The following is a 23,745-nucleotide window of genomic DNA, read 5'->3' on the forward strand; positions in this document are numbered from 1 at the left end:
ATAAAGAAGGATATGTCCAATTGCAAGAGAACTAGCTATTCCCGTTTTGGTCCAGATGCTGGGTCAGCTTGTCGCATAGCGGAGTCATGGCCTTGCCTAACCGATAGTCCAGCACCGTATTTTCCGTCATCCACTTATTGCTCCACAATGCATTCAATACCGCATCTTGCGGCAACAGCGGAATCACGCAAACCGGACGACCCGGGAAAAGCGACAGCCATTCCGTCCTGGCACGGAACCGCACATCTTTGTTGGCAACCCAATGCAGCGTGCCGCCGCTGTCCTTCAGCTTCTCTCCAAGCTCAATCAGCCGCTGCACATGATCAACTTGCCACTTCGCGATATAGGGATCGCCGACGGCAATGACATGCATCGATTCCATCAGCCAATATAGCGCATCGGGCTCATGCCATTTGCTGGAGAAATCAATGATGTTGATCTCGCTGCCAAACTGTCTCAGCTTTTGCTCAAACAATCTGGAGTCATGCCCGTTCTGCGACAAATGATGCGACGGGACCACGCACCAGTGGATCGCATTGCTGTCCTTCTTTCTTCGATTATAAAACTCCGTATAGCTGATCATCCCATCTTCCTCGTTGGGGTCCTTCTTGGATCTTGCGGGCAGCAATTCGATCCACTCCGGCTGCACGCCGTAATATTCCGCAGCCGTCACGGAGCAGCCTCGCCGTCCGAGCATCATGGATAAGGTGATGGACAGCATGGTAGCCCCCGCCCCAGGCGACATGGAGATGACGCTGACAAGCGCCGGCTTCAGCCTGTTCATATGCGTATCCCAGCGTTTGGGACCGTCATCCTTCAGTACTGCCTGAGAAGTAAAGGCTTTTAATGCTTGCTCCACTTCCTGCATAGTCTGGTAGCGATGCACCGGATTGAGCTGCAGCATTCTCTCCAGCACCGTACCGAACGATGCAGGGTAATCCTTTGGCAATTGGGGGATGATCGACCGGTAACCACTGGACTCACCGTCGTACATCCGGACGCCGTTTGATGCGATGTAATACAGTAACGCACCAAGACCATAGATGTCCGTCCGTACGTCACTTTGCCTCCCGTCCCGCTGCTCCGGTGCTGCAAAACCAAGCGTGCCGAGCTTCACCGTATCGTCGTACTGTCCTTCCTTATATCTTCTCGATATGCCGAAATCGATCAGCTTAATGTTCCCTTTACGATCAATCATCACATTAGACGGTTTCAAGTCGCGATGTATAATAGCAGATGGACGTGTATGCAGGTAGACCAGCGCCGAGCATAACTGCAGACCGATATGAATCAGCTCAGGAAACGTAAAGCCGCTCATGGATTGATTCAGCATACTGGCAATCGTATTGCCATCCACATAATCCATGATCAGCACTTCTCTACACGTCCCATCCTGCGGCGGGAAATAGTCGGTTATGAGCGGCAAGTAGGGATGACTCAGTTTCATTAGCGTATGGGCTTCTTCCGAGTAGATGCCTGACCCGATGCTGCCTGATGTTATTTTCATCGCGCGCACTGTGCCTCCAAGCTTCAGATCCTCTACCGCGTAGACGACTCCCATGCCTCCTTGTCCAATGACGCGAATGACGCGGTAACGGTCTTCGACAATTGTTCCATTCCTCAAAAGTTCGCTTCCTGCTTGATTGTTCATCATCTGTCAGTCTCCTTCTTCTCCCAAACGAAAAAAAGCATCACGAAATCACCTGCGCACGGCAGGTGTTTTTCGGGATGCTTTCCCATTTCTTATATGGTTGATAATGCCATCATTATAACATAGTTGCGATCCTTGCGAATAGTACCGGTGACGCGAACGCCGCCTTAGCTACTCCTTGATGCGAAGATGCAAGGTAATCTCTTCTCTATTGTGGAAAAGCTGCTTGGCCTTCAGCACGGTAAAAGCCGTGCCTAGCCGCTCTTTCACTTCCCGTATGGTCTGCAGCGGCTTACGGTGCATCAGCTTGACGGTTACGATCGCTGTTGCTCCGGGAGCCAGCGCTCCCTTTAAATCCAGGACAAGCTTGCTCATCAGCATTGGACTCCAGCTCATATCGCAGACGAGCAGATCAAATGCGCGCTTGGGAAGCTTAGCTTCGGACGCATTGCGCTTGATATGCGTGAGCGCTGGGCTTGCCAGCAGCGACGGATGCATATCCGCGGGATCAATGGCCGTAACACGCAGTCCGCGTTCCAGCAGCAAGGAAGTCCAGCCCCCCGGCGCCGCTCCGACATCCAGTGCTTGCCGGTAATCCATGTACTGTAACCCGAATGCTCTCTCCGCTTCAAGCAGCTTGAACTTGGCTCTGGATACTTGTCCCTCTTCGCGCTGGAACCGTACGGCTCCCCCCGGCCAATCCGACAGCATGTCTTCCGGTGTGGCGAAGCCAACATACAGCTTGTCCCCTGCCGCATATACGGAAATAATCATCTCCGGCTGCTGTACGACAGGCTCCGCATCCAACTCCTCCAGAACTGCATCAAGCAGCGCCTTTGTATCGGAAGCCGTATAATGGAAGGATGTATTTGCATTTCTACGAATATGTACAGCGGTCCGCTTCTCTTCAAAGGCAAGACGGGCGTTGCGGATCATGTCCGCTAAGCCCTGCAAATCAGACGCGCTCCCATCAATATCCATGATCCGGTCGACCGGTTGGATATGACGGAGGAAGATAGGCTCGTCCCGATGAATAGCCGCGAGAGCTTCAGCTTGCTCCATGGCGCAATTCATAAGGAACACCTCTCCTGCGGCAAGCTGAGTGAAGCTTGCCCCCGGAATTAGTCTTCGAAGCTCCTCCATTGCATAAGGAGCATAGGTTTGATTCGCTGTTCCGATCCATTGACTCACGATGGCTAAGCCTCTTTCATTATGATGTAATAGTAGCAGTATCTTAAGCGCTAACGACGCGATGCCTCTGATATTTCGTCCAGCAGCCGCTGTGGCATGGGGCCGCCAAATAACTGAACATCCTCTGGCACATGCTCTGTTAGCGCATGATACATCTGCTGCTTTCCAGGAGCGCTGGACGTATGCAAATAAATGCGACGTGGATATTTGCCGGATTGAATCAGGTGATGCACGACTTCATACCCCGTAGGTTGGCCCCAGCCTAAGTCGTAGTCCAATGACAGGATATCGATTGACTCTCCGTCAATGAGCAGATTGCATTCCTCTGCTGTCTTGGCAAGCACGAATCCTTGAGGACATTTGCGGAAGTCATCCAGATATACGTGGATCATTCAGACCCTCCATCCGATTTGCTCACGATAATAAATACAGCATTATTCAGTTATTTCCTGACATCCCGTACAAGCGAACGCTTTCCGGTTGCCTGCTGTCAGCTTCTGAACCGTTCCTCCGCATCTTGTACAGGCCTGGCCTTCACGCTTGTAGACCTGGAAGCGCTCCGCGAATCCGCCCGTCAGCAAATCACCTTCGAATAACGGCTTCTCTCCAGCGCCGCCATGGGAGATTGCATCGCGGAGCACGCTGCCCATCGCTTGATACAGTCTCTCCCATGCTTCGGCATCCAGCGATTGAAGCTTCGCATCGGGACGAAGCCTTGCCGCGAAGGCGATTTCATCCGCATAGACTGGACCGATCCCGGAGATCAGCCCTTCATCCAACAGCGCTGTCCTGAGCGTGCTTCTCTTCTTGGCGAAGCGCTCCACGAAGCGAGATAGCGTCAGCCGTTTGTCTAGCGGGTCGATGCCGCGCCCTCTCATATACTCCTCCAGCCCTTTTACAGACATCAGCTTGATGTCCTCCGCTTGCAGACCGTAGAAGGTTACATAACGCTCCCCAAGGGAAATGGTCAAGGAAGCTTTCGCATCCTGCTCCCTGTCGCCGGTTCCGCAATAAACATAAGCATCACTAGAGATTTTCATAAGAAGCCGCTTGCCATTGTCCAGATGGAAAACAAGATGCTGCGCTCTCCGTTCGACGAACCAGATGGTCGTCCCCACTACATGACCGCTGAGCTCTCTCTGAGCGGCCTCATCCATACCATGCTGATGGATGGTCATTGCTGTTATTTGGGCGCCTGCATAACGTTCAGCAAGTATAGCCCGGTAGATCTCCAACTCCGGCAGTTCCTGCATCTAGGCTTTATCCTCCCTGCACATGCTGTTTGCACTTAGATTGCTTGCAATTTCGTATCTCAAATCATCCAAAGTATTGCATATTCGGTCTGGCCTGCAACCGGCAGCTGCCGCATATTGTTCCAAATTATCGTTATGAGTCAAGCCCGTAAGGACTAGCACTGCCTTGCATCCTGCGGCATGACCAGCTGCTATATCCGTCGCTATATTGTCCCCAATGACCCAGGTTTCCGAATGTGGAACACCAAGCCGCCTTAATGAATAGTCCATCAGAATGGAGGAAGGCTTGCCGATGACTACGGGTCTCTCCCCGCTCGCCGCCTGCAGCATCGCCCCAATGGAACCAGCTCCCGGAATAAGCCCGTCAGCGGAGGGAAGCAGCAGATCGGGATTGGTCATCACATATCTCGCGCCAGCCCGTATGTATCGAACCGCTCTGGCCATTCGCTCATAGCTCATGGTCCGGTCAATTCCTTGTACGACATAGTCAGGCTGTTCGTCTTCCGTCAAGCGGCAGCCGGCTTCCTGAAGCGAGCTTCGCAAGCCGCTCTCCCCAATCACGAAGACGGAAGCTCCTGGTGCCTGATCGGCAATATAGCCCGCAGCAGCCTGAGCGGAGGTGCATACATCCGAAGCCTGCGCGGGTATGCCCATCGCCGACAATCGTTCAGCTACCTCTTCCGCCGATACTGATGAATTGTTCGTTACGTATTGATAAGGTAATTTAACCTTATTAATATATGCGATAAGGCGATCCGCCCCATCGATTCGATTGGAACCCTGATACAGCGTCCCGTCCAGATCGATTAACAGTCCGCGCAAGCGGTCGTTCGATTTACTCATGATTCCATCCCTCTTCTGCCTTGCTTGCGCCGCAGCCTGGCTGCCCGATTGCGAAGGCTGTCCTGCTCCGACTGATGCTTGCGATTGCGCTGTCCGAAGAGCGTAAGCCGCTCATGCCTCTCCAGAGCTCGCAGGGCAAAAGCCAGCGCCGATTCCAGATCCTTCGTACGGTGTTCATAATACATCGCAAGCTCAATACAGGCATCAATCACATCCTCATGCGACTGGGCTCCGGCTTGCACAATGGCTTTCTGCCACAATAACACAGCCCGCCCCCAATTTCCAGCCTTCTTATCGCTTGCTGCCAGCATGAGAAGCGATGACGGAGCAGCCCCCTCATGCTGCATGGCCCGCTCGAACAAGATCTCCGGCAATCCGCCCAATCCCATGCGATTCAGCCATAACCCGGTACGGACTAATTCTTCTGCTTCCGTCGGGTACGGAATTCGTCTGAAGATCTGTTCCTGAAGCAGCCAGCCGAAACGGATCGACAAGCAAGCGAGCGACAAGAGATCGCTTTCATTATGACGGAATACACCCTCCAGCGGAGCCGGGTCCCCATCTGCCAAATATTGAAAATATAGCTGCGGGGCCAGGGAGCCAGGTACGTCATCCGTTCGTGTAATGCCAAGCCGCTCCTCTTCAATATGACTAAGCTTGCACGAAGCGAGCGTATTCCGCCATATCGAGCGCGAAGGATGTAAGAAATCAAGATGAAGCGGAGCATAATCCGCAAACCTGATCGCATTCATGATCATGCGATTCTGCACCAGCGGCCAATCGAAAGTTTTACCATTATATGTGGCGAGATACGTATAATTGCGAAGCTTTTTCTGCAAATCCGACAGCATGGCAAACTCCTCGGCGGGATGTCGGATCAGTGTCTGTTCAATGATGAACGAGTCGCCGCTCATATAGCCGATTCCGACCATAAACGGAACATTCCCCGTTCCGACGCCTAGCCCCGTCGTCTCCAAATCCAGATAAAGGATGGAATCGGGCGCTGGTTCGCCAGCATTGGGGTGGAAGGATGACAAGCCGGAAGCCGCCTCCCTCAGTTCGCCGACGACATGTGTACCATGGCGATGATCAAGCGGATAGACCGTTCTTCTAATCAAATAAGAGCCGGCTTCATTGTGGCGAAGGACCACCCCGAAAGCAGACCAGCCCGGATGCAGCTGCTCCCCGTCATCTGCCTCATTCGGAGCAGGCGACGTTTGCGCAGGAACTGTCGCATCGTCATCCACGGTCTGTGTTTCTCCTGACGTCGCCCTTAACCGGTTCATCCGGTCACGCAGGCCGCTCATAGCGCTCCTGCTTCCTGGAGCAGCTCCAGCGCTTGCTGCTTGCCTAGCAGCCCTACCTCTTCGATCGGGCCGACGCAAGCGGGACAGCCGCTGAGACAGCCGCAGGATATGATCATCGACTTGGCATGGTTGAGCAATTCATCATGCACCTCGTACAAACGCTCGCTTAGGCCGACGCCGCCGGGGTAACGATCGTAGAAGTAAATTGTAGGACGCTGTGTATGCACCGCCTTCACCTGCGGTACGACGCGTATGTCGAACGGATCGCACATCAGATAGAGCGGCGCGATATGGACCAGCACATTCGCAATGCCGAGCAGAGCGAATTGCATTTCGTTTTTGCTCTTGCGCGCTGCCGCTTCTTCGCTGAACGAGAACCAATAGCCGCTCGTATGCAGCTCCTCCTCCGGGAGATGGATCGGACCCGATCCGATATTCTCATGGGTGCGCAGGCGAATTTTTTTGAAAATCGTCGCTTTGGCATTAACCGTTACTTCACCGTATTGCCGGAGCAGGTCCCCGGTTTGCTTTTCTTTGTCTACATGTAGAACTTTCAGCTCGACCGCCAGATTGGCATCCGTATAATAGTCAACATCTACCTGGCGCACGAATGCTTTTTTCTCCGGGTAATCGAGCTTCTCGACCTGGAACTGAACCCCTTCATGTATGTAGATGGCTTCCTCATGAATAAGTGTAGGCGCACTGAAACGATCCACTTCACCAAGCACCCGGTTGTCATTGGTCATGTCGACGATAACAAAGTTCTCCTGCGCAGCGGAACGAAGTGAAATATTGTGCGCGGGGAATGATTGCTCCATCCAGAACCAGCGGTCGCCCGCCTTGTGAAGCACCTTCTCTTCCACCAGAAATTCCATCATATCCGCCAGTGATTCCGACCCGAACGTCTCGCCCTCGCGGAATGGCAGCTCATAGGCCGCACACTTGACATGATCGATCAGCACGAGCAAATTGTCCGGATGGATCAGCGCCCGCTCGGGCGGATGAGCGAAGAAAAAATCCGGATTCTGGATCATGTATTGATCCAAGGGATTGCTGCTCGCCACGAGGAATGTTACTGAGCTTTCCATCCTCCGTCCAGCTCGGCCGGATTGCTGCCAGGTGCTTGCGATGGTGCCTGGATAGCCATTCAGGACGCAGGCTTGCAGCTGACCGATATCAATCCCCAGCTCCAGCGCGTTCGTGCTGACTACGCCGCGAATTTCCCCCGTGCGAAGCCCTTTCTCAATCTCGCGCCGGAGCTTAGGCAAGTAGCCGCCACGATATCCTCTAATCGTCTTGCCGTCCAGCTTATCGCGGATGAGCTCTTGCAAGTAAGTAAGCAGCAGTTCCACGCGCACGCGGCTTCTGGCGAATACAATCGTCTGTACGCCTTGCTTCAGCAGCATAGCCGCAAGCTTCTGCGTCTCCAGCACGCTGCTGCGGCGGATGCCAAGCTGTTTGATGACAACGGGCGGATTGTAAAGCACAAAATGCTTTTCGCCCATTGGCGCGCCATTATTGTCCACAAGCTCGACTCGCTCGCCGATCAATCGCTCCGCATGCTCTTTCGGATTATCAATGGTTGCGGATGCGCATATGAACTGCGGATTCGAGCCATAGAATCGGCAGATCCGCTTCAGACGCCGAATCACGTTGGCAACGTGGCTGCCAAATATGCCGCGGTAGGCGTGCACCTCGTCAATCACAATATATTTGATATTCTCAAACAGCTTGACCCACTTGGTATGATGGGGCAGAATCGCGGAGTGCAGCATATCAGGGTTCGTGACGACAATATGGCCGCTGTTGCGGATTGCCGATCGTACCGTCGGAGGCGTATCTCCGTCATAGGTATGGGTTTTGATCCCGCTGTCCATCAGGTCGGCCAGCACTTGCAGCTCCGCCACCTGATCCTGAGCAAGCGCCTTCGTAGGGAATAAGTAGAGCGCCCGGCCTTCCTCCTGCTGGAGCAGGCTCTGCACGACCGGCAAGTTATAGCATAACGTCTTGCCTGAAGCTGTCGGCGTCACGGCCACGACATGACTGCCTCTTCCTACTGCCTCGTATGCAGCCGCTTGATGAGAATAGAGCTTCTCGATTCCGCGCTTCCTGAGCGCTTCCCGCCATGCGGGATGCAGATCATCCGGCAGCGGCGCGAACTTCGCCTCACGCGGAGGCAAGGTGCGCCAATGCGTCACGTTTTCCATGACTGACTCGTTCGCCTTAAGCTGCCCGAGCCATTCCTCCAGATTCGCCGCTCTCCCCGTCCATCGATTCATTGCCTTCACTCCTCTGCCAAAGCCTAGCTTGTCTTCTATGTAGATGATCAAGATCGTTTATTCGTAGATTCGATCTTTATTGTACAGAATACATGTTCGCGCGGCAATGTCATTTTCAGGACGTTGGCCTTTCCGCTGGCCTCACCGCTCATGCACACGTGGAATCTCCACCATGCTAAGGTCGGTAGCGGCAATCACATGCGGGAATACAGCCGCAGCTTCCTCTACGAGCTTGGACAGCTCTTCATTGTTGTATCTGCCGCTGAAATGTGTCATGGCGACCTTTTTGGCCCCGGCTTTAAGCGCTGTCTGTGCTGCCTCTACCGTTGTGCAATGGCCGAATTCATGCGCCTTCTCTTCCAGTCCTGCGGCGAAGGTCGCCTCGTGCACAATGAGATCGGCATGAAGGCTGAGTCTTTCTGCCATCTCGCAAGGGCTTGTATCTCCAAGCACCGTTACGATTCTGCCTCGCAGAACACCGTCGGTAACGGCATCCGGCGTAATGATCGTGCCATCCTCCAGCGTAATCGGGTGTCCGGCCTTAAGCTTGCCGAACAGCGGCCCGGATTTAACACCCAGCGCGCGCAATTTATCGGCCATGAGCGGTCCCGGCGCATCGCGCTCCTCCACCCGGTAACCAAGACAAGGCACGCGATGGACAAGTGGACCTGTCTCCACCCGGAAACGGCCATCCTCATAGATGAACGCCTGCTGCTCCTCCAGCTCATGTATGATGAGCTCGTAATCCAGTACAGTCGCCGTTAGCGAAAAGACGGTGTCTATATAAGACTTTAGCCCGATTGGTCCAAACATGGTCAGCGGCGTCACGCCGCCGTCGAACGATCTGCTGCTAAGCAACCCCGGCAGTCCGTACAGATGGTCCCCATGAAGATGAGTTATAAAGATCTTCTCCAGCTTGCTCAGCTTAAGCGGCACATGCATCAGCTGATGCTGCGTCGCTTCTCCGCAATCGATCAGCCACCACCCCGTCTCCGGCTCAGGCAGCTGAAGCGCGATGGCAGTTACATTGCGATGCTTGTTCGGCCTTCCGGCCCCTGTACCCAGAAACCACATTTTCATCGTTCAGCCCTCGCTTTATTCGCATTTTATAGACCGATCTTTAATGAGAAAGGAGCCCTTCGCCCTCGGATTGCGGAATCCGAATACGAAAGGCTCGTACTTGATCAGGTTATACCTTCTCGACGTTGAAGTATTGCGCTTCCGGATGGGCGAATACCATCGCAGATACGGATGCTTCCGGTTCCATCATAAAACCTTCAGTCAGCTCTACGCCAATATCTTCCGGCTTCATCAGCTCGAAGAGCGGGCCTTGATCCTCCAGATTCGGACAGGCCGGATAACCGAAGGATACTCGAATGCCCTTATATCGCGCTCCGTGGCGCTGCTTCATCGTCATCTCCGGCGGATCAGGATAGCCGCATAGATCACGCATCCGGTGATGGATACGCTCAGCCAAGCCTTCCGCCACCTCCAGCGCAACGGATTGAAGGGCATGGGAGCGTAAATAGTCGCCTTTGTCCTTCCAATCGTTGGCCAGATCGCGAATGCCCTGTCCCGCTGTTACGACGAGGAAGCCCACATAATCCATCACACCACTGTCGACCGACTTCAAGAAGTCCGCCAAGCAGAGATAAGGCTCCACATGCTGACGAGGGAAGGTGAATCGCTTGATCTCCTTGCCAGGCTGCTCAGGGTCATAGATGATAACATCATTGCCTGAAGATTGAGCCGGGAAGAAGCGATACATAGCGTTGGCTTTCAAATACCCCTCTGCACTGCCTTCCTTCAAGATGTCATCCACGGTTTCCTTCAAATGCAGCGCCTTCTCATTGCCCTCGGCAAGCAGCTTCTCAACGGTGCCCTTCAGCCCAAGGTGATGGCCCAGCAGCATCTGCATATTGACGTAAGGCACAATATGAGGAATAGGCACATCTCTCATAATGTGACGTTCCAAATCCGGCGGCGCGAATACGGGGGCATTGGGATCAATCTTGGAGCGGACGGCACGCGTCAGCTGTGGCATAGGCTTCACTTCTTCTTCCAATGCTGCCCCTGCGGCCTTGAACGCTGCAAGCTCTTCCTCCAGCTTCTCCCGATGCGCAGGGTCCATTAGCTTATTGGCAATATCCAGTCCGTCCATCGCATCCTTCGCATACAGGACAAGACCGTCATACTCCGGGCCAATTCTTGTCTTGGTGAATTTCCGCGTAAGTGCAGCGCCGCCGACGAGAATCGGAGCATCTATGCCAGCAGTCCGCAAGTCTTGCGCTGTAATGACCATTTGCTGTGCTGATTTCACGAGCAGCCCGGATAATCCGATCGCATCCGCCTTTTCGTTGCGGTACGCTTCGATCAATTGCTCAGGCGGTACCTTAATGCCGAGATTAATGATTTTATAACCGTTGTTGGAGAGGATGATCTCGACCAGGTTTTTGCCGATATCATGCACGTCGCCTTTGACCGTAGCCAGAATGATCTTGCCCTTGACCGACGATTCCGACTTCTCCATGAACTGCTCCAGATGAGTCACCGATGCCTTCATCACTTCTGCACTCTGCAGAACCTCTGCTACGATCAGCTCGTTATTGTTGAACAGCCGGCCGACCTCTTCCATCCCTCTCATGAGCGGTCCGTTAATAACTTCAAGCGGCGCGTATTTCTTAAGCGCTTCGTCCAGATCCGGGATCAAGCCTTCCTTCGTTCCTTCCACGACGTATGAGCCCAAACGCTCCTCCAGTGTCAGGTTTGAAATCTTCTCTTTCTTCTCAACCTTTTTATGGCGGAAGGCGGCGACAAACGCGGCAAGCGTATCGTCATTCGTGTTGTAGATTAACTCCTCAGCCAGCTTGCGCTCTTCCTCTGGAATAGAAGCGTACCTCTCCAGCTTCTCCGTATTCACGATTGCATAATCCAAACCCGCTTTGGTCGCATGATACAGGTAGACCGAGTTAAGCACCTCGCGTCCCGCATCCGGTAAGCCGAAGGAGATGTTGCTGAGACCCAGAATTGTTTTCGTCTTCGGATACTTCTCCTTGATCATGCGAATGCCTTCCAGCGTCTCAACCGCTGAGCCGATATATTGCGGATCGCCGGAGCCGACCGGGAACATGTTCGGGTCGAAAATAATATCCGCAGGATTAAGACCGTATTTCTCCACCAGCAAGTTGTAGGAGCGTTCCGCTACTTCCAGCTTCGCTTCGCGAGATACAGCCTGGCCCCGCTCATCGATCAGGATCATGACGACTGCAGCGCCATAGCGGTGGATCAACGGAATGATTTTCTCAAACTTCGATTCGCCATCCTCCAGGTTGATGGAGTTAATAATCGCCTTGCCTTGCGAATATTTTAGGCCCAGCTCAATAATATGATCATAGGTGGAATCGAGCATGAGCGGTGCTTTGATCTTCTTCGCGACTTGCGGCAGGAAGTTATGCACCGCATACGCCTCGTCAATATCGGTATCCTGCAGGTTGATGTCAATGACATGCGCCCCGCCTTTTACCTGTGATCTGGCGATCTCGGATGCTTCGTCGAACTTCTCTTCCTTAATAAGCCGCTTGAACTTGCGTGACCCGGAGATATTGGTTCGCTCACCAATCATAATAGGACGATTATCCGCTTCGATAAATACAGTATCGATGCCGGAGACTGCGTCGGAATGCTCGCCAAGCTTCGTTCTAGGGGCAAACTTCGCCATCGTTTCTGACATTGCACGGATATGCTCAGGCGTTGTGCCGCAGCAGCCGCCCGCAATGTTCAGCCAGCCTTGCTCTGCAAATGCAGCCATCTTCATCGCAAGAGATTCCGGCGATTCGTGATAGTTGCCGTTCTCATCCGGCAAGCCGGCATTCGGATAACAGCTTACTGCTGCGCTTGCAATGTCGCTAAGCGTCCGAATATGATCGCGCATAAATTCGGGACCCGTCGCACAGTTCAGACCAATAGAGATCGGCTTCAAGTGCTCGAGTGAAATATAGAAGGATTCAATCGACTGGCCGGCAAGCGTCGTCCCCATCGGCTCAATCGTGCCGGAAATCATGATCGGCAATTCACGGCCGAGCGTCTCGAAGGCATTGCGAATGCCTATGCTGCCGGCTTTCACGTTCAGGGTGTCTTGGGATGTCTCAAGCAAAAGCGCGTCTACATCAGCTTCGATGAGCGCCAGCGCTTGTTCATAGTAGCTGTCGACCAGCTCGTCGAACGTTACGCCGCCCGTTACAGACAATGTCTTGGTCGTCGGACCAAGCGCGCCCGCTACAAATCTGGGCTTCTCGGGCGTGCTGTATTTGTCAGCCGCTTCGCGCGCCAGCTTGGCAGCCGCCAGATTAATCTCGCGCGCCTTCTCCGGGATGTCGTAATCGGCCAGAACCACACTGGTAGCGCCAAACGTATTGGTCTCCAGAATATCGGCCCCTGCTTCCAGGTATTGCTCATGTATTAATGAAATGACATCAGGTCTCGTCAGCACGAGCATTTCGTTACAGCCATCCAGCTCTGCGCCACCGAAATCGTCTTCTGTCAAATTCGCTTGCTGAATCATGGTGCCCATTGCGCCATCCAGAATGAGGATACGCTCCTTGAGCAATTGTTCTAATTTCTGTCTCGACAATGTGCTACACCCTTCCCAAAATCATTACCAAATAGTTTAACAGAATCACCTTATACTGAAAAGGAACTTCCATCGACAATCGCTTTGATTTGAATTATAATCATTATATCATTTAATTTCTATTGGAAAAGAGGGAATGGTATGGCTGAAATTCGCATTCGCAATACAGAGGAACGGATTAAAGGAGAAGAAAACGTTCGCGCTTTTCTGGACAGCCAAGAGGTGCTGTACGAGCATTGGGATCCAAGCAAGCTATCCGAGGAGCTACAAGATAAATTTGTGCTGTCCGATGAAGAGAAAGCTGCAATTCTAAAAACGTATGAAGCCGAAATTAACGACCTTGCCGCACGTCGCGGTTACAGAACTTGGGACATCATCTCCCTGTCCGACGCAACTCCTAATCTTGACGAGCTGCTGAAGAAATTCGAGAATGTCCACACGCACACAGAAGATGAAGTTCGTGCCATTACAGCAGGACGCGGAATCTTCATTATTAAAGGAACAGAGGATGTCGGCTACTTCGACGTTGAGCTGGAAGCAGGCGACGTTATCTCCGTACCGGAGCATAAAGCGCATTTCTTCACGCTTATGGAAAATCGCCAAATCGTAGCCGTTCGCCTCTTTATCGAGACGGAGGGCTGGATTGCCCACCCATTCGCGGACCCAGCGTTCACGAAGTAAGACCCTATTGGAATAAAGAAGCAAGCCCCTCCCGGCTGAACAGGCCGAGTAAGGGGCTTGTTTTTATTTCTAGAAGGAATGATTGCGTATCAAGTTATAACGTATTCGGATTATTGTTCCAAAATCTGGAGCAGTTCTTCCAGGTTGATGATTTCATACGTAGGTACGATCTCATCGTTACGCACCATGCCATGGCGATTGATCCAGACAGACGTCATGCCAATTGTGTTCGCGCCCAGAATATCCGTCGTCAGCTTGTCTCCCACCATGATGCCATGATCGGGTTCGATGCCGAGCTTCTCCAGCGCATGCTTGAAGATGGACGCAGCCGGCTTGCCCTCGCCGAACTGCCCTGAGATGATAATATGATCGAAGTAAGGAATAAGTGCCGGCACACCGTCCAGTTTCTCCTTCTGAAGATCAGGAGAACCATTGGTAAGCAGCAGCAGCTTATATTTGCCCTTCAGCTTGTCGAGGACAGCGAATGTTTCGTCGTAGACGATTGGACGCTTGCGTCTCTCTGCCGGGAATTGCTCCGCCAGCTTAGCCCCAAGCTCCGGATTATCGGCACCCAGCGCCTTAAGTCCGCGTGTCCAAGCTTCTCTGCGGTAATTCGGCGCAAGCTGCTGAAGCTTGCGGAATTCCTCCTGCTCGCCTTCCGCGAAGTTCGCCCACAACCCTTCAAACGGGTTAATTCCAATCATTTTCGTAAACGGAAAAGTCTCGTACGATTCGTACAGCTCTCTTGCTTCCTTGCGGACAGCCGCTTCAAGCTCGACGATATCAACGCCCGCAGCCTCCGCTCCCGCTCTGCAAGTGGCCTCGAACGCTTCCTTCACGCTGCGGTCATCCCACAATAACGTGTCATCCAGATCAAATAATACCGCCTGTTTGGACATGATGGTCTCTACTCCCCCATGAATCAATTATTTTTCGTCGAACGCTATATTGTGCGCAGCTGCAAACGCCTTAAGCTTCTCGGCCATTTCTTCGGTTTTGAAGCGGTTCAGCAAACGAGAATACGTCCAGCTGGCGCCCTTCTGAGGCATAATCGTGACATATCCGTCTTGCACGCGAATGCCTTTAATGTCGGCAACATTCAGACGCTTGTCCCCTGTGAAGCGGCGCGACTGGACATAATCCTTGCCGATCGTTAAATAAGGCTTCCGCAGGAAAAACAGGGCCGCCAAAATAATATAGCAGGCTACGGTGACCCAATACATGGTGGTTGCCTCAAACTTGGGATCGCCTTGCATCACAAAGCTGTACAATCCGACAAAAACCAACAGCAAGATCGGAAATACATAGTTGCGTCCCGAATAACGATCCTTTTTCTCGGCGTTGAATACGACCGGCGCTCCGCCACTTTTCTTGCGGACCTGATTAACCTTGCTCATGTTTTTACGTACTTTGCGTTCCCATGACCTTGACAAGGCTGGTACCCCCTAATGCTTAGTGTTGTTGTCCTCTTCGTCTTCGACGTATTTAATCGAATCGAGCTGCTGCTTGAAGTTGCTTTTGAAGTTGTTCAAATAACGCTGCCTCAATTCGTCGCGCTCCTTCGTTTCCTCGTCCGTTAAGCCTACCGTTTTGTTTTTACGGGAAAGCTCGTTAATACGTGCGATCAATTTATCGATATCCATGTGTCTCAACTCCCCTCTAGCTGTAAACATCTCATTCCCTACCATGACATTACGCATTGCATGAATCAAGGTTACAGGAATGACTCCATTTGAACTCAACTCTACTAGTATACCAGAAAATGAGACAAAAAAAGAGCGCTATAACCCAAAGGTTGCAGCGCTTCTTGCACTATCTTCTATTATAGATCCGGAATGATCAGCTGTTGTCCCGGAATAATCAATGTGTCAGTCAAATTGTTACGATTCTTAATGGTATAGACAAGATAACCTACATCGTCATGCCTCTCTGCATATCGGCTAGCAATCGACCACAAGGAGTCTCCGCTTCCTACTGTCACCACCTGTTCCTGACCCGATGGCTCCATTGTGCCAGATGCCTTTGTTCCCAATAACAAAAAGCTTGTAAAGAGCAGCAGAGCAATCAGTAAGCTTACAACGATCCGCAAGCCATTCGACTTCATCCAGCCGCTAATTACGCTCATGTATGTCGTATTCTTGGATGTGTCAGGTTCCATGTGGATGGAACGGTATGAAGAAGGATTCATTATCATCATAATCAGCACCCCAAACATTTGTTCTGTTCTCAGATTAACACGAACAAATGTTCCAGTCAACAGAAAAATACGAACCTTTGTGCTTAAGAACTTATGTTTGTACGAACTGCGGTTCTGTGTTATAATTTGACACAATAAGAAGAATGGAGATGATGTACGTGTCGAAGCTGTCCAAACGGCAACATTCGATCCTTGAATTTATCAAGCAGGAAGTTCGGGAGAAGGGTTACCCGCCCTCCGTTCGGGAAATCGCAGAAGCCGTTGGTCTGCTGTCCAGTTCCACCGTTCACGGCCATCTGGACAGGCTGGAGAAGAAAGGCTTCATCCGCCGCGACCCTACCAAGCCTCGCGCTATCGAGATCCTGAACCAAGACGACAATGACAACGTCATTCCGTTTCCAGTCGCGCAAGTGCCGATCGTGGGCAAGGTTACCGCCGGCATTCCGATTACGGCTACGGAGAACATAGAGGATTATTTCCCCCTTCCTTCCCATTATGTGGGGGACAGCAAGGTCTTTATTCTTAACGTTATCGGCGAAAGTATGATTGAAGCGGGCATACATAATGGCGACTACGTCATCGTCCGCCAGCAGCAGACGGCGAACAACGGCGAGATCGTTGTTGCAATGACGGAGGATGATGAGGCAACCGTCAAGACGTTCTATAAGGAGAAGGATCATATCCGTCTCCAGCCAGAGAACGCTACGATGGAGCCAATCCGCCTGAAGAACGTCACGATTCTCGGCAAGGTCATCGGATTGTTCCGCGATATTCACTAATTTACACAAGAAGAAGGCTGCTGGAATGAATGATTCATTCCAGCAGCCTTTTATTATAAAGGATATTATCTTAAATCCTCCACCCTTCGTTCACCACACTGCCGAATCGTACCTTCATCCTTACAGGTCAGTTGCCGATATAGCTAGTAGGAGGTGTATAACTTGGATATTGGCGCATTATCGATAGCATTAGGCCAATCAAAGCTGGCCCAATCCGTAGGCATCAAGATGCTTAGCATCGCCAAAGGACAAGCTGAACAGCAAGGACAACAGCTGGCAGACATGATCGGCAAGAGCCTCGACCCTAATCTCGGTCAAAACTTGGATCTTCGAGCGTAATGAATCAACCCGCGATGTTTGCGGGTTTTTCTTTTGGTTTCCTTTTTCAGTTGAAGTACCTAAGACCAATGTCTGACTCCGTCTTGCCAAAACTAACCCGTATCTCTTCCTGCTACGCTTTACCGGCTTGTTTGGAGACTTCCACATCCACCACATGATCCTCATTAAAGATACGCATAGCCCCAGCCGAGTAGCAATAAGCTTTGAATTGCTTGCCCTTTACCGAAATAATCCGCACATTACGAATCGATACATTTCTCTTCCTGTCGATGTAGATGAGCTGTACAACTTTTCCGAGAAATCTCTCCATGCCAATCACCGCCTGAACGAATGTATGTTCTTATTATATCCAAAACATACGTTCGTGTCACATGAAGTTTTTAACTATTTTCAGCCGTTAATCGCAAGACGTGAGGCCAGCTGAAAAAGGAGCAGCACCGGCGGTTACACGCCAAGCGCCTGCTCCTCCCATTCCTTCGTATACCAGCCCGCTTGCTTGCGGAACATCGCAGCGTACTCGCCATTCCGGCTCATTAATGCATCATGATGGCCCTCTTCCACAAGACGGCCATCCTTTAGCACCAGAATACGATCTGCAAACCGGCAGCTGCCAAGCCGATGAGTAATAAAAACCGATGTTTTGCCGCTCGTTAACTTCATCAGGTTCTCAAAGATAGCCGCTTCGGTCATGGGATCAAGCGAAGCAGTAGGCTCGTCCAATACAATGAGCTCAAACTCCCGGTAGAAAGCCCGATTCAGCGCGATACGCTGCCATTGACCATAGGACAGCTCATGGCCGCCGTCGAATTGAACACCAAGGACAGTATCCCAGCCCTGGGGCAGCTTATCGATGAAGGAAGCGGTATTCGCTTCTTCGCTGGATTTCTGAAGCTTATCCCGGTTGCTCAGGTCGCTGATTGCTCCTAAACCAATATTCTCCCATACGGGAAAGGGAAACTGGACAAAGTCTTGAAAGATCGCGCTCATGCGGCTTCGAAGGCTGTCGGAAGTTAGATGCGCATACGCTATCCCGTCAACTGCAATGGAGCCTTTGTCCGGAGCGTATAATCCAAGCAAGCATTTGGCCAGCGTGCTCTTGCCCGCTCCGTTGTCCCCGACAATGGCAATCGTTTCGCCCGCTCCTATTGAAAAGCTTATGCTGTCGATCGCCGGACCAGGAGCCCCGTCATAGTGAAAGGACAGCTGCTCTACCGTTATGCCTTGCCGGATTGGAGACGGAAACTCCTGGTCTCCCTCCTTCCCGTTCCCTTCAGGAAGATTCACAAATGAAATCATCTCATTCGCGTGCAGCAAGCCCTGATGAATGTTGGAGTAGCCCTGGGCCAGCCCTTGCATAAGCGACTGGGAGCTGAATAACGCTTGGGCGAGCGCAACATATTGACCGATCACCAGCCCCCCGGTTGCTCCGGTATGCAAGGCGAACAGCAGCATGCCGCTTAGCAGCGTCAACGTGAACAGCTGCACCCCGTAGGTAATGCCAATCGTTTTTCGCTCCAGGGCAAGCAGCCGGCCGACATTTCTTAAGGCGATCCGCTTCCACTTGGCTATCAAATAAGAAGCCAATTCAAATACGCGAATCTCCTTGGCTCCTTCCCTGCTTTTCAGTAAATTGCTAATGTAGGATGACATGCGCTCATCAGGCGTCTGATGAATGATCAGCTTGAACATCGCTTTGCTTTCATAGAGGTAGGACCCTAACATAGGCACCACAAGAAGCAGCATGCCAAGCGACAGCAACCAATGAAATTGATAAAGCACAACGATAAAGCCAACCACCGTAATCATATTCTGAATCATCGTCAGGATTGTAAAAATAATGCCGATGCCTTGAAGCTGCATGCTAAAGGAGGTGCGTTGCAGCCGGTCATAATTGATATGGTTGTCAAAATAAGAAAGCGGCAGCCGGTTCACCTTCGTCGACAATAGCTCATCGAAGTATAACGTGGCTCGCTGATTAAAGTATTGCTGCGTGTATTTGAATATGCCCCCCATCACCGCCCCGGACAGGAGCAAAGCAAGCTGCAGCCCTACAAGAATCTGCACGCCTCGCATGCCATCTTCACTATTCCCTTGAAAGAGCTGCGCCGCTTCTTCAACCAGTCTGCTTGTAAGCGCAAGCTGCACGATTGGAATAAACGCTTGGGCTATTGTGAGACCAATGAGAATGACAAGCGCCACACTTGAGATTTTCCATAGTATCGGAATCAATAAGCCGAAGGTGCGCAGCTTGCCGTTCGATTCGTTCATGCCGGCTCCGGGCGGGCGATATAGAGCGGGTAATGGGCCAAAGTTGCACCGTCGGCATCCGTCATAACAAAGTGAAACAGTCCCTCGTCATGCACGACAAAGCGCGGCTGGAACGCCATGTCGATACCGGCCGGGGCCGGGGATACGCGTTTATTGACTAGCCCCTCGCATTTCTTCTCCCATACGATCTGATGATCATCATCGTATACCTTGATCCATACGACCCCTTGATCCATGCCAAAAAACAATACCTTAGCCCACAAATAAAAAAGCGTAACCGATGGATATGTACGGATGTGCACGACATTGCGCACATTCTGAATGCAGTGGGCTCTGGCTTCATAATTGTCAATAACCTGATCCGCGATTATAAGCTGTCCGCTTATGGCTGGGTGCATTAGGCAACTTCCCCTCTAATATGGAATGGCATCTTCAACTGTTTGGTCTAACCTATTTGAATCCCGATCTGCTCGTTCAAATGCCCGATGTGCTGGATCGTAAAACGTTGCATCATCAAGCCCTTTTCTAGCACAATGGCCGCCGGAGTCGCCTCCAGACCGAATTTCGCTTTATAAATGTTCTCCTCCATCGTAATGACGGGGAAGGAATAGTCGTAATAGTGGACAAGCTCCTCGTTCTCTTCCTTCAGTCCGCTGCTGACAACTAAGAGCAGCCCATCGAAACTAGCGGAAAAAGCAACAAGCTCCGGAAGCAAATCGATACAGCTGCTGCAGGTTAAAGATACGAAAAGAACAGCCGCCTTCTCGGCATCCGCCAGCCTGGCGTCCAATGCCAGATCAGGGAAGGGCGCGCCGGGGATAAAGGGTTGCTCAATGGTTTCTTCCGGACCGGAAGCGTAGGACTGCTCCCTCTCCAAGGTTTCCCGCTTAAACAAATCTCGAAAGCTAAGTTTGCTCATCACAGCCCCTCCTTCATCGCAACCGCCGCCTGTGGCTCCAAAAACCTTTTGAAAGGAAACAAAAGCTTCTCCAAATACTCCATGCTGCCAGCATGTTCAATCGTAATGATTTGCCCATCCGCATTCAAACCGAACGCCCACGGATAACCGCGAGTTTTCAGTTCGCCGAACATGACATTGTCCGTGGCATGATACAGACGCGCAGACGAGTGAAATATTTGCTTCGCTTGCTCGAATGTCTCTTCCTCTGTATCCATGAATATAATTAGATTCATGCCGGGATATCGCTTGATCAAAGCGTCGATCGCCTCCATAGCGGGAAGACAAGGCGCGCAGGTCGTGCTAATCGTAGCCAGCAACAAATAATCGGTTATAAAATCATATAGGTGCAAAGAATCATAATTGGGAATCCGTATATTAGGCATGTAGTCGCCAATTTGCAATCCTTCTTCCACTCTCAAAAAAGATGGTCGTTCCTTCTCCATCTGATTCATCGCTGTTTCCCCCTTTTTCCGTAACGGAATAGCAGAAAGAGAATCTCTCAAGTTAGTTGAGAGATTCTCTATGAAACTTAATTTTACCAGCAATCACAAGGCCCGTTAACGCTGCAGTTCTCCGAAGGGCATACTAATACTCTTCTTCTTGTGTGGCTGTTCGCGCCTGGGCAATAGCTTGTGCAATACGTAACCCATACCGTAGATCTACATCCATTTGGACATGCCATTATTGTTCACCTCCTTTCATTAATGCCAGAACAAGCAATTAAATCTATCACCTCAAGTTTAATTTATAATATAATTAGCAAATCTTCCTTCGATAGTTAACAATATATAACCATTATCTACAAATGTAAACGGTTTCAACGAAAGTTTACAAAACATTACAGGATTCGACAAGATTCAACGCGTAGATAGCAGAATGATGTCAGTATCCAAGAAATTACGGATATTTTACTATAGACCAGGAAATGAACTGCAGCTAAGTGAACAAAAACGATCTTTACTTGGTGGTATAGGGTGGATAAGCATTGAGAATATAGTCTTACGTGGGCTGAAACGTTCGGAGGCAAGGGAATAGTACAAATTCTCCCTTCATACAGTACTCTTAAAGATTACGGTCTCGAGGGAGATGCTGCCATTGTTAGATCAGTCATTTGTAGCACGTTCTTTAGAAGAAGTAAGGTTTTGGTCGCGCATTATGAAAGAGCATTCTCTTTTTCTTAAATTGGGTTTCCGTTGTGAGGATACCCAATTGATTAACGAAGCTAATCATTTCTATGCCATCTTTGAAGCCATCGAACATAAATCAAATGCATTTACCATTGGGACTGATCCAACTGTCATAAAAAGATTCAATGAAGAGGTGCACACCGCAGTTTCTTATATTTGGGCTTTTAAAAGAAAAGTACTCGGATTAATAGTGACATGCCAGCTCCCGGGAGCAAACAACTTCCCCTTGTTAGTTGATCATGTAAGCAGAGAAGCTAATTATTTCAGAAATCGGTTGTCGGAATTAAACACTGGTCGCTTGGAACCTCTGCCCGATGCGATCATTGATGAAAATGTTTTTTTCCTAAGAATTATGGCTGATCACGCCAAATTCATTAGTCACTTGCTTGATCCCTCCGAGCGGCAGCTAGTGGAACAAGCCAATAACTTCAGTCAAGAATTTGACACCTTGCTATTTCAAGCAAAGGACCTGGAATCTATGCGTCCTCAATCGCAAACGGTTCCGCTGCTTGATCAATTTCTGGATCAAAACAGGGTTTCTGTTAAATCACTACGCGATTTCAAAAAAACAGCTCGAGAACTAATTGAAGCATGCCGTATTAAAAGCATCATTCATCCGTTATTGGCGGATCATGTATTTCGTGAAGCAGAACATTTCCTTGTTATCATCGATATGTTTGAAAACAGTTTGACCGGAAATTCTGCTTAAACTTTGATATATAAGTCCTTTAAGCAAATCAAAAAAGGGAGCGTTTCGGGGGCAGTCGAATTACTCGACTGCCCCCGAAACAACATCCCTTTAGACCCGCGTTATTACTGAACTTCCCCTATTAGTAATGCGTCAAATACTGATCGCGTTCCCATTGGTGAACTTGCGTGCGGTACATATCCCATTCGATTTCCTTCAGCTCGTAGAAGTGAGCCAGCGCATGGTCGCCGAGCGCTTCGCAGACGATATCGCTTTTCAGCATTTCGTCCAATGCCTCTCTCAGGTCAACCGGCAGACTTGGAATTCCTTCGTCTATCCGCTCTTCCTCCGTCATGATATAGATGTTGCGATCGATTGGCGCTGGAAGCGGAGTCTGGTTGCGGATGCCGTCCAGGCCAGCCTTCAGCATGACGGCAAGCGCTAGATACGGATTCGCTGTCGGGTCCGGGTTGCGAACTTCGACGCGAGTCGAGAGACCGCGTGATGCCGGAATACGGATCATCGGCGAGCGGTTGCTTGCAGACCAAGCGACATAGCAAGGCGCCTCATATCCGGGAACCAGACGCTTATACGAGTTGACCGTCGGATTCGTAATTGCAGCCATAGCGCGGGCATGCTTCAGCACGCCTGCCATATAATAACGAGCGGTATCGCTAAGGCCAAGCTTGTCCGACTCGTCGTAGAATGCGTTCGTGCTGCCTTGGAACAACGACTGGTGACAGTGCATACCCGAACCGTTAACCCCGAATAGCGGCTTCGCCATAAAGGTCGCATGCAGGCCGTGTACGCGCGCAATTGTTTTAACGACAAGCTTGAACGTTTGAATTTGGTCCGCCGCTTTGATGGCGTCGGCATATTTGAAGTCGATCTCATGCTGCCCAGGAGCCACCTCATGGTGGGAAGCCTCGATCTCGAAGCCCATCTCCTCCAGCGTCAGCACGATCTCGCGGCGGCAGTTCTCGCCCAGATCCATCGGCGCCAGATCGAAGTAGCCGCCTTGATCGTTCAGCTCTGTCGTCGGCTCGCCGCGCTCATCCGTCTTGAACAGGAAGAACTCCGGCTCAGGACCGACGTTCATCGCCGTGTAGCCCATCTCCTCGGCTTCCTTCAGAGCGCGCTTCAGAATGCCGCGCGGGTCGCCTGCGAACGGCGTGCCGTCCGGCATGTAGATATCGCAGATCAGTCTTGCGACACGATCCTCTGCTACCCAGGGGAAGACAACCCAGGTATCCAGATCAGGGTATAAGTACATGTCAGATTCTTCGATACGAACGTAACCTTCGATGGAAGAACCGTCGAACATCATTTTATTATCAAGAGCCTTGTCCAGCTGGCTAACCGGTATTTCGACGTTTTTGATCGTCCCGAGCAAATCGGTAAATTGAAGGCGGATAAACCGTACGTTCTGCTCTTCTGCAATACGCTTGATGTCTTCTTTCGTGTAGCTCATTAGATCATCTCCTTAAGTCG

The 23,745-nt window shown here is 51.1% G+C and carries 23 protein-coding genes; 4 read left to right on the plus strand and 19 right to left on the minus strand.

From position 1 onward, the window contains the following. Positions 1–31: 31 nt before the first annotated feature. The 9 genes from ACFVSO_RS11475 to metH form a co-directional block, all read right to left on the minus strand. Entirely contained in the window at positions 32–1,654 is a 1,623-nt protein-coding gene (locus ACFVSO_RS11475) for a serine/threonine protein kinase (protein ID WP_387473382.1), read from the minus strand. Positions 1,655–1,822: 168 nt separating this feature from the next. Further along, positions 1,823–2,842 carry an SAM-dependent methyltransferase gene (locus ACFVSO_RS11480; RefSeq protein WP_387473385.1) on the minus strand — a complete coding sequence of 340 codons (1,020 nt, stop codon included), beginning with the start codon at positions 2,840–2,842 and terminating at the stop codon, positions 1,823–1,825. 50 nt (positions 2,843–2,892) lie between these two features. Next, positions 2,893–3,234: a cyclic-phosphate processing receiver domain-containing protein gene (locus ACFVSO_RS11485; protein ID WP_387473388.1), complete on the minus strand. Its 342-nt coding sequence runs from the start codon at positions 3,232–3,234 to the stop codon at positions 2,893–2,895. Between the two features lie 42 nt (positions 3,235–3,276). After that, positions 3,277–4,095 (minus strand): Fpg/Nei family DNA glycosylase, encoded by an 819-nt coding sequence (locus ACFVSO_RS11490; RefSeq protein WP_387473390.1) that lies wholly within the window; start codon positions 4,093–4,095, stop codon positions 3,277–3,279. Further along, complete coding sequence (locus ACFVSO_RS11495) at positions 4,096–4,938, minus strand: TIGR01457 family HAD-type hydrolase (protein WP_387473392.1); 843 nt, start codon at positions 4,936–4,938, stop codon at positions 4,096–4,098. After that, positions 4,935–6,245, minus strand: coding sequence for a ribonuclease H-like domain-containing protein (locus ACFVSO_RS11500; protein WP_387473394.1), 1,311 nt, complete (start codon positions 6,243–6,245; stop codon positions 4,935–4,937). Before ACFVSO_RS11500 ends, ACFVSO_RS11495 begins: the two co-directional genes overlap by 4 nt. After that, the gene (locus ACFVSO_RS11505) at positions 6,242–8,524 is read right to left on the minus strand and encodes a DEAD/DEAH box helicase (RefSeq protein ID WP_387473397.1); all 2,283 of its coding nucleotides are present in this window, start codon (positions 8,522–8,524) and stop codon (positions 6,242–6,244) included. Before ACFVSO_RS11505 ends, ACFVSO_RS11500 begins: the two co-directional genes overlap by 4 nt. Positions 8,525–8,665: 141 nt before the next feature. Next, positions 8,666–9,604, minus strand: coding sequence for a ribonuclease Z (gene rnz, locus ACFVSO_RS11510; RefSeq protein WP_387473399.1), 939 nt, complete (start codon positions 9,602–9,604; stop codon positions 8,666–8,668). Between the two features lie 109 nt (positions 9,605–9,713). Further along, complete coding sequence (metH, locus tag ACFVSO_RS11515; RefSeq protein ID WP_387474259.1) at positions 9,714–13,094, minus strand: methionine synthase; 3,381 nt, start codon at positions 13,092–13,094, stop codon at positions 9,714–9,716. A 201-nt stretch (positions 13,095–13,295) separates the two neighbouring features. Between metH and ACFVSO_RS11520 the strand changes: the two genes are divergently transcribed. Continuing rightward, a complete protein-coding gene (locus ACFVSO_RS11520) occupies positions 13,296–13,835 on the plus strand; it encodes a 1,2-dihydroxy-3-keto-5-methylthiopentene dioxygenase (protein ID WP_387473401.1) in 540 nt (179 codons plus the stop codon). A 110-nt stretch (positions 13,836–13,945) separates the two neighbouring features. Here ACFVSO_RS11520 and ACFVSO_RS11525 read toward each other — a convergent pair whose 3' ends face one another. The 4 genes from ACFVSO_RS11525 to ACFVSO_RS11540 all read right to left on the minus strand — a co-directional run bounded on the left by ACFVSO_RS11525 (position 13,946) and on the right by ACFVSO_RS11540 (position 15,960). Beyond that, positions 13,946–14,734 carry an HAD family hydrolase gene (locus ACFVSO_RS11525; protein ID WP_387473403.1) on the minus strand — a complete coding sequence of 263 codons (789 nt, stop codon included), beginning with the start codon at positions 14,732–14,734 and terminating at the stop codon, positions 13,946–13,948. A 27-nt stretch (positions 14,735–14,761) separates the two neighbouring features. After that, positions 14,762–15,268, minus strand: coding sequence for a hypothetical protein (locus ACFVSO_RS11530; protein ID WP_387473406.1), 507 nt, complete (start codon positions 15,266–15,268; stop codon positions 14,762–14,764). 12 nt (positions 15,269–15,280) lie between these two features. Further along, positions 15,281–15,478, minus strand: a complete 198-nt coding sequence (locus tag ACFVSO_RS11535; RefSeq protein WP_387473408.1) for a DUF896 domain-containing protein — start codon at positions 15,476–15,478, stop codon at positions 15,281–15,283. Positions 15,479–15,657: 179 nt separating this feature from the next. Beyond that, positions 15,658–15,960, minus strand: coding sequence for a LysM peptidoglycan-binding domain-containing protein (locus ACFVSO_RS11540; protein ID WP_387473410.1), 303 nt, complete (start codon positions 15,958–15,960; stop codon positions 15,658–15,660). A gap of 230 nt (positions 15,961–16,190) precedes the next feature. Here ACFVSO_RS11540 and lexA point away from each other — a divergent pair, with 230 nt between their 5' ends. Together lexA and ACFVSO_RS11550 are read left to right on the plus strand one after the other, a co-directional pair. Next, positions 16,191–16,811, plus strand: a complete 621-nt coding sequence (lexA, locus tag ACFVSO_RS11545; RefSeq protein WP_387474262.1) for a transcriptional repressor LexA — start codon at positions 16,191–16,193, stop codon at positions 16,809–16,811. A gap of 162 nt (positions 16,812–16,973) precedes the next feature. Beyond that, positions 16,974–17,150 carry a YjfB family protein gene (locus tag ACFVSO_RS11550; RefSeq protein WP_387473413.1) on the plus strand — a complete coding sequence of 59 codons (177 nt, stop codon included), beginning with the start codon at positions 16,974–16,976 and terminating at the stop codon, positions 17,148–17,150. Positions 17,151–17,262: 112 nt separating this feature from the next. Here ACFVSO_RS11550 and ACFVSO_RS11555 read toward each other — a convergent pair whose 3' ends face one another. The 5 genes from ACFVSO_RS11555 to ACFVSO_RS11575 all read right to left on the minus strand — a co-directional run bounded on the left by ACFVSO_RS11555 (position 17,263) and on the right by ACFVSO_RS11575 (position 20,831). Continuing rightward, the gene (locus ACFVSO_RS11555) at positions 17,263–17,460 is read right to left on the minus strand and encodes a hypothetical protein (RefSeq protein ID WP_387473415.1); all 198 of its coding nucleotides are present in this window, start codon (positions 17,458–17,460) and stop codon (positions 17,263–17,265) included. Between the two features lie 134 nt (positions 17,461–17,594). Further along, positions 17,595–19,418 carry an ABC transporter ATP-binding protein gene (locus tag ACFVSO_RS11560; protein ID WP_387473418.1) on the minus strand — a complete coding sequence of 608 codons (1,824 nt, stop codon included), beginning with the start codon at positions 19,416–19,418 and terminating at the stop codon, positions 17,595–17,597. Further along, positions 19,415–19,816 carry a hypothetical protein gene (locus tag ACFVSO_RS11565; protein WP_387473421.1) on the minus strand — a complete coding sequence of 134 codons (402 nt, stop codon included), beginning with the start codon at positions 19,814–19,816 and terminating at the stop codon, positions 19,415–19,417. Before ACFVSO_RS11565 ends, ACFVSO_RS11560 begins: the two co-directional genes overlap by 4 nt. A 47-nt stretch (positions 19,817–19,863) precedes the next feature. Further along, a complete protein-coding gene (locus ACFVSO_RS11570; RefSeq protein ID WP_387473424.1) occupies positions 19,864–20,337 on the minus strand; it encodes a hypothetical protein in 474 nt (157 codons plus the stop codon). Next, positions 20,337–20,831, minus strand: coding sequence for a TlpA family protein disulfide reductase (locus ACFVSO_RS11575; RefSeq protein ID WP_387473426.1), 495 nt, complete (start codon positions 20,829–20,831; stop codon positions 20,337–20,339). Before ACFVSO_RS11575 ends, ACFVSO_RS11570 begins: the two co-directional genes overlap by 1 nt. Positions 20,832–21,474: 643 nt before the next feature. Between ACFVSO_RS11575 and ACFVSO_RS11580 the strand changes: the two genes are divergently transcribed. Continuing rightward, a complete protein-coding gene (locus ACFVSO_RS11580; RefSeq protein ID WP_387473429.1) occupies positions 21,475–22,275 on the plus strand; it encodes a DUF2935 domain-containing protein in 801 nt (266 codons plus the stop codon). A gap of 121 nt (positions 22,276–22,396) precedes the next feature. Here the strand turns inward: ACFVSO_RS11580 and glnA are convergent, their stop codons facing one another. After that, positions 22,397–23,725, minus strand: coding sequence for a type I glutamate--ammonia ligase (glnA, locus tag ACFVSO_RS11585; protein ID WP_387473431.1), 1,329 nt, complete (start codon positions 23,723–23,725; stop codon positions 22,397–22,399). Positions 23,726–23,745 lie beyond the last annotated feature (20 nt).

The sequence above is a fragment of the Paenibacillus sp. NPDC057967 genome (genome assembly GCF_042887015.1).
GTDB lineage: Bacteria > Bacillota > Bacilli > Paenibacillales > Paenibacillaceae > Pristimantibacillus.